6 protein-coding genes, 1 tRNA gene and 1 pseudogene are annotated in these 5588 nt (G+C 71.2%); 2 read left to right on the forward strand and 6 right to left on the reverse strand.

Annotated features, from left to right (window positions below; genetic code table 11):
• A partial coding sequence (locus tag G3I42_RS03810) for a hypothetical protein (protein ID WP_164282427.1) occupies positions 1-505 on the forward strand: 505 nt, incomplete at its 5' end.
• 58 nt (positions 506-563) lie between these two features.
• On the opposite strand, the gene G3I42_RS03815 is transcribed toward G3I42_RS03810, so the two are convergent.
• The 6 genes from G3I42_RS03815 to ehuB all read right to left on the reverse strand — a co-directional run bounded on the left by G3I42_RS03815 (position 564) and on the right by ehuB (position 4944).
• Positions 564-637 (reverse strand) — tRNA-Lys (locus G3I42_RS03815).
• A gap of 110 nt (positions 638-747) precedes the next feature.
• Entirely contained in the window at positions 748-1470 is a 723-nt protein-coding gene (locus G3I42_RS03820) for an IclR family transcriptional regulator C-terminal domain-containing protein (protein ID WP_164282432.1), read from the reverse strand.
• A gap of 252 nt (positions 1471-1722) precedes the next feature.
• Positions 1723-2481 (reverse strand): ectoine/hydroxyectoine ABC transporter ATP-binding protein EhuA, encoded by a 759-nt coding sequence (gene ehuA / locus G3I42_RS03825; protein ID WP_239096248.1) that lies wholly within the window; start codon positions 2479-2481, stop codon positions 1723-1725.
• A gap of 118 nt (positions 2482-2599) precedes the next feature.
• Positions 2600-3241: an ectoine/hydroxyectoine ABC transporter permease subunit EhuD gene (gene ehuD, locus G3I42_RS03830; RefSeq protein ID WP_164282429.1), complete on the reverse strand. Its 642-nt coding sequence runs from the start codon at positions 3239-3241 to the stop codon at positions 2600-2602.
• A complete protein-coding gene (gene ehuC, locus G3I42_RS03835; RefSeq protein ID WP_164282430.1) occupies positions 3238-3972 on the reverse strand; it encodes an ectoine/hydroxyectoine ABC transporter permease subunit EhuC in 735 nt (244 codons plus the stop codon). The genes ehuD and ehuC overlap by 4 nt, the downstream gene beginning before the upstream one ends.
• Positions 3973-4041: 69 nt before the next feature.
• Positions 4042-4944 (reverse strand): ectoine/hydroxyectoine ABC transporter substrate-binding protein EhuB, encoded by a 903-nt coding sequence (gene ehuB / locus G3I42_RS03840; RefSeq protein ID WP_164282431.1) that lies wholly within the window; start codon positions 4942-4944, stop codon positions 4042-4044.
• Positions 4945-5344: 400 nt separating this feature from the next.
• On the opposite strand from ehuB, the pseudogene G3I42_RS03845 reads away from it, so the two are divergent.
• A pseudogene (locus G3I42_RS03845) lies at positions 5345-5588 on the forward strand (decarboxylase); the annotation flags it as partial.

A 5588-nucleotide genomic window follows, 5' to 3' on the forward strand; every position in this document is an offset into this window, starting at 1 on the left:
CCGCCCCGGCACCGCGTACGTCCTCACCCTCGCGGGACGCTACCGGGGGACGGTGCGGCGCACGGGGCTCGTGTGGGCCGACCCGCTGCCGCGCCGCGTCCCGGTGGACCTCACGCTGCGGCACTGGCGCGGCGGGCCCTTCGTGGCCGGCGAGGGCGAGCGGGTCTCCCTGCTCGTCGTCTGGCAGGTCGCCGCGCCCGCCCGCGCCGCCTTCGCGGTCGAGAACGCGGCGGACTACCTGTGCGACGCGGTCGAGTCCGCCGCCGGGGCGGTACGCGACGAGACGGCGCTCACCGCACGGGTCGCCGCCGACGCGGCGGCCGTGGGCCTCAAGGTCCACACCGTCCGCGTCCTGCACACCGCCCCGGCCCCGCAGGTGGCCCTGCTGGACGCGGTGGAACGCACGGTGACGGGGCTCACGGAGCGGGGACTGCTGGGGGACGATCCCTCGGAGCGGAGAGCGATGGTGCGGGCCCTGACGGTGGCGCTCGCGGCGAAGTCGTGAGCGGGAGACGTGAGCACGAGAAAGGCCCCCCGATTGCTCGGGGGGCCTTCTCTGTCGGTGCGCCGCCAGGGACTCGAACCCCGGACCCGCTGATTAAGAGTCAGCTGCTCTAACCAACTGAGCTAGCGGCGCCTGCTGACTCGGAAATCATACCCAAGGTTTCGGGGTGCTCCCGACCACCCGTGCGACCACCCGGCGTGACCGCCCAGGACGCCCCCGCGCCGCCACCCCCGGCGTGCGGCTCAGATCGTCAGCGAGAGCAGGACCGGGGTCGAACCCCTGCTCAGCGCCGCGGCCGCCGCGTGCAGGCGGTGGGCGTGCCGCGCGGGCAGGGAGACGGCGAGGCAGCCGACCGTGGGGCCCGTGCTCATCGGGACCGCCGCGCACACCGTGCCGACCGCGTACTCCTGCACGTCGAGCACGGGCACGACGGGCGTCTGCGCCTCCAGCCTGCTGAAGAGGGCGCGGGTGTCGGTGATGGTGCGGGCGGTGAAGCGGGCCGGGCGGTGGCGCGAGAGGTGCTCGCGGCGGGCGTCGGGGCCGAGCTGGGAGAGGAGCGCCTTGCCGACCGCGCTCGCGTGGCCCGTCGAGCGGAAGTCGACCCACTCGTGGACGCGCGGGGTCTCGGGGGCGTCGGCGACGCCCGTGACGGTGATCTCGCCGTCCACGTAGCGGCCCACGTACACGGCGGCGTTCACCTCCTCGCGCAGCCGGTCCAGGAGCCCCTGGAGGTGGCTGCGGATCGCGAACTCGCTGTTGAGCGAGGAGCCGCCGAGCAGCGAGAGCGACTCGCCCGTCACGTAGCCGCCGTCGTCGAGCCGGCGCGCGTAGCCCTGGCCGCACAGCATCGCGAGGAGCGCGCCGAGCCGGTCCGCGTCCAGCCCCGTCTCGGCGGACAGCTCGGCGGTACGGGCACCGCCCGCGCGGCGCGAGAGCGCTTCGAGCACCCGCAGGGCGTCCTGCACCGACTGCTGGGCGCGGGTCCTTGGCGGTACGGAGGTCGAAGGCACGGTGTCCCCCTGCGGCGGCGTGGTGGGCCGGTCGAATCCCGACTGCCGCCACGATAGTGCGATGGGGGCGCGCGGGGGTGGTACTTGGGGGGATTGGGGGCCTGGCACGGGAGGGGGCGGCGCGAACCCCCTCCCGTCGGGAGATTCCGTCAGGAGATCCGGTCAGGAGATCCGGTCAGGAGACCCCGTCAGGAGACCCCGCGAGGATCAGAGCACCGCCCGCAGGAACTCCCGCGTCCGCTCCTCCCTCGGCTCGCCGAAGATCTGCGAGGGCGGCCCCGACTCGACGATGCGGCCCGCGTCGAACATGAGGACGCGGTCGGAGATGTCGCGCGCGAAGCTCATCTCGTGGGTCACGCACAGGAGCGTGATGTCGGTCGTACGGGCGATGTCCCGCAGGACGTCGAGCACGCCCGCCACCAGCTCCGGGTCGAGCGCCGAGGTGACCTCGTCCAGAAGCAGGATGTCCGGCTTCATCGCGAGCGCGCGGGCGATCGCCACGCGCTGCTGCTGCCCGCCGGAGAGCTGGGTCGGGTGCGCGTCGGCCTTGTCGCCGAGCCCCACGAGGTCCAGCAGTTCGCGGGCGCGCGCCTCCGCCTCCGGCTTCGGGACGCCGAGCGCCGAGACGGGCGCCTCGGTGATGTTCCGCAGCACGTTCATGTTCGGGAAGAGGTTGAACTGCTGGAAGACCATGCCGATCTTCTTGCGCGACTGGCGCTGGTACTTCTCGGACGCGGGCTTGAGCGAGCCGTCCGGCCTGCGCTCGTGGCTCAGCGGCTCACCGTCCACCCACACCACGCCCTCGCTCACCTGCTCCAGGGTCATCAGGAGCCGCAGGATCGTCGTCTTGCCCGAACCGGAGGGCCCGATGAGCGTGACGTGCTCACCCTTGCGGACGGAGAAGTCGAGGTGGTCGAGGACGGTGTTGTCGCCGAAGCGCTTGACGACCTTGTCGAAACGGATCAGTTCGGCGGCCCCGGTGTCCTTCTTTTCGAGCGGCGCCGTTTCGGCGCGGGCGGGCGGTACGGGGCTGTCGCCGGCCGCCCGGGCGGGAGTCGGCTCCGCGGGGGTCGGCTGCGCGGGTTCAGTGGCCAAGGCGTTTCTCCAGCTTTCTCATCAGCAGCGACGTCGGGTAGCTCGCCACCAGGAAGATCAGTCCCGCGAGGGTGAAGACCTCCGCGTACGCGAAGTGCTCGGAGCCGTACTCGCGGGCGTGCAGGACCATGTCGCCCACCGTGATCACGGCGAGGTACGGGGTCTCCTTGAACATGGCGATGGCGTAGTTGCCGAGCGCCGGGAGGACGTTGCGGACCGCCTGCGGCAGCACGACGGCACCCCACGTGCGCCCGGGCGAGAGCGACAGCGCGCGGGCCGCCTCCCACTGCCCCTTCGGCACCGCGTCGATCCCGGCGCGGTACGCCTCGCCCATGTACGTGGCGTAGTGGACGCCGAGCACGAGGATGCCGAGCGTGAGCGGGTCCACCGAGCCGAAGAAGGTGTACACGCCGACGAGTTGGACCAGCAGCGGCGTCGAGCGGATGAACTCGGTGACCGCCTTCACGGGCAGCCGCACCCACGCGGGCCCCCGGCTCGCCATCGCGACGAGCAGGCCGAGCACGGCGGCGACGAGCGAGCCGAGCACGGTGGCGAGCAGCGTCGTCCAGAAGCCGTCGAGCAGGAGCGGGAACGAGTCGGAGACCGCGTCCCATTTCCATTCGTAGTTCACTTGGCACTCCCGTCCGCGAGAGCCGGTGCCGCGCTGCGGCTGCGCAGCACACCGCGCGCGCCCTCGTGCTGCCCGAGCCGCTTCTTCGCGGCGCGCTCCAGCGCGTTCATGCCGAGCGTGAGCAGGTAGGCGAGGACGAAGTAGATGACGAGGAGCGTGAGATAGGCGGGCGCGGTGGCCCCCGTGCGGTCACGCATCTGCTGCACGACCGCCGTGATGTCCACGGCCGTGATGAGCCAGAGCAGCGGCGTCGCCTTGAGCAGCATGATGAGCAGCGAGGTGAACGAGGGGATCATCTGCACCCACGCCTGCGGCAGGATCACCTTCCGCATCCGCTGCGCGGGCGAGAAGTTGAGTGCCACGGCCGCCTCGAACTGCGCGCGCGGCACGGCGTTGAGCGCCCCGCGCACCACTTCGGAGCCGTACGCCCCGTAGTTGATGCCGAAGGCGACGACGCCGCAGAAGAGCGGATCGATCTCGTAGCCGGTGAGCAGCGGCAGCGCGTAGAAGAGCCAGAAGACCTGTACGTAGAGCGAGGTCCCGCGGAAGAACTCCACGATGACCCGCGAGACACCGCGCACGAGCAGGTGCCTGCTGTTCGCCATGAAACCGAAGACGAAGGAGAGCGCGAAGGCGACGAGCGCGCCGAGCACGGTCGCCTGCACGGTCACCCACAGACCGGAGCCGACGTCGTCGAGGCTGTCGAAGAAGAGGGAGAAGAAGTCACCCATGGATCAGGGCCTTTGTCCGGGCCGCACGCCACCGTTCCGGGACGGCGCGCGGGGTCGGTACGGGGAAGCTCACGCCTTGCACAGCGTCGCCGTCCGCAGGTTCGCCGGGGGGACCTCGCTCGCGCCGAAGCCGTAGGGCTTGAGCAGCCGCACGAACTCCGCCTCGTCCGAAGTGATCTTCTTCAGCTCCTTGTTGAACGCGTCGCGCAGTTCCTCGCTGCCCTTGCGGAAGACCGCGCCGCCCGGCGAGTACTGCTTCTTGCCGTCGAGTTCGGGCACGAAGGGCGCGACGACCTCCAGGCCGGGGTTGTTCTTGACGAGCCAGCGCAGCGAGATCCCGGTGAGCACGAAAGCGTCCACGCGGCCCGTCTTGACCGCGTCGGCGCCGTCCTGCTGCTTCTGGAGCGACTTGATCTTGCCGCCCGAGATGCCCGCGCCCTCCACGTAACTCTTCTCCACCGCACCGGACATGACGCCGAGCGTCGCCCCGGACGCCTTCGCGGACGCGAGGTCGGTGAGCTTCTTCGGGTTGCCCTTCTTGACGAGCATCGCGGTCGGCGAGATGAACTCCGGCTCGGAGAACAGGGCGTTCTCGCAGCGCTCCGGGGTGATCGCCATGCCCGCGCTGATCACGTCGTACTTACCGGCCTGGAGACCGGGAATCAGCCCGTCGAACTCCGTGAACGTGGGCCGCAGTTCGGGCACGCCGAGCGCCTTGAAGATCGCGGCGTGCAGCGTCGGGGCCTCGCCCTTGAGCTTGCCGTCCTCCTTGTACCCGTACGGGGCCTCGTTGGCGTACGCGACCTTCACGTATCCCTGCTTCTTCAGCTTGGCGAGGCCCGTTTCGCCCCCCGAGCCGCCCGAGTCCGTCTTGCTGCACGCGGCGAGGAAACCGGACACCGTCAGTGCGCCTCCGACCGCCGCCGTGCGGGTCAGGAAGCCCCGGCGGGACAGATGAGGGAACTCGGCCATGGTGTGTTACCTCCGCGTCGTACAGCGCATGGATACAGCGCATGGATACGAGGGGGTCGCCTTCCCGAGCGGCCAGAACTATGCGGATGCCCTGGCGGCTGTGATGCGATGGTGGCCTGAGGGTGACCTTCCTGTTGTCATACAAGGGAGATTTGCGGATCTTCCTCTCGCTGTGTGCACGCGGTGCGTGCGCGGCGGGGGCGTGGCGCACGCACCGCGCGCCCGTCGCGTGCTCGCCGTGCGTGCCGCCCCGGTCCGCGCGACCCTGGAGGCGAGGCCGGAAAAGTCCGGTACGGGCAGGTGTGGCGGGCGGTGAGCGGGCAGACGCACACAGGCAAGGCGAAGGCCCCGTGCCCCTTTGGGGGGCGGGGACCGTACCCGTACCCAAGGGAGCAGTGACGTGACCGCACTCGGCTTTCTCTATCCCGGCCACGCGGCGGAGGACGACTACCCGCGTATCGAGCAGACGCTCGCGAGCGACATCCGGCTGCCGCTCGTGCACGTCCCGGCGCGCGGCGGCGAGGCGGGGTGGCCGGGCGAGGCGCTCGCCGGGGAGGCCGCCGAGGAGCTGCGGCTCTCGGGGGCCGAGGCCGTCGTCTGGGCCTCGACGCTCGGCAGCGCGAGCGGCGGCCCCGACGAGGCCG

The sequence above is a fragment of the Streptomyces sp. SID11385 genome (genome assembly GCF_010548245.1).
GTDB lineage: Bacteria > Actinomycetota > Actinomycetes > Streptomycetales > Streptomycetaceae > Streptomyces.

What these genes read in the sequence shown, in the direction of transcription:
- ehuC (WP_164282430.1), bottom strand. Translation starts at nt 3,972, where the DNA reads ATGGGTGACTTCTTCTCCCTCTTCTTCGACAGCCTCGACGACGTCGGC.
- ehuB (WP_164282431.1), bottom strand. Translation starts at nt 4,944, where the DNA reads ATGGCCGAGTTCCCTCATCTGTCCCGCCGGGGCTTCCTGACCCGCACG.